A 404-nucleotide genomic window follows, 5' to 3' on the forward strand; every position below is an offset into this window, starting at 1 on the left:
AATTCTTAAGAGACAACCCATTAGAAGCGATCGTAACAGACTTGACTTATGTACGAGTCGGGAAAAAATGGAATTATGTCTGTTTCATTTTGGATCTGTTCAATCGAGAAATTCTCGGCTATTCTTGTGGAGAACATAAAGATGCCGTTCTAGTAAAAAAAGCATTTAGCCGTATCAAACAACCTCTGACAGAGGTTGAGATTTTTCATACTGATCGTGGAAAAGAGTTTGATAACCAAGCTATTGATGAATTATTAACAACTTTTGACATCAATCGATCATTGAGTCATAAAGGCTGTCCTTTTGATAATGCCGTAGCTGAATCAACTTATAAGTCGTTGAAAGTAGAATTTGTCTATCAATACACATTTGAAACCTTACAACAATTGGATTTGGAGTTATTT

At 34.7% G+C, this 404-nt stretch carries 1 protein-coding gene; it reads left to right on the top strand.

Annotation, left to right across the window (positions count from 1 at the left end; all coding sequences use genetic code 11):
- On the top strand, positions 1-404 hold a 404-nt coding region (locus AB3I72_RS13830), incomplete at both ends, for a transposase (RefSeq protein ID WP_368024008.1).

Origin of the sequence: Enterococcus sp. GC34 (assembly GCF_040886645.1) — a bacterium.
GTDB lineage: Bacteria > Bacillota > Bacilli > Lactobacillales > Enterococcaceae > Enterococcus > Enterococcus faecalis.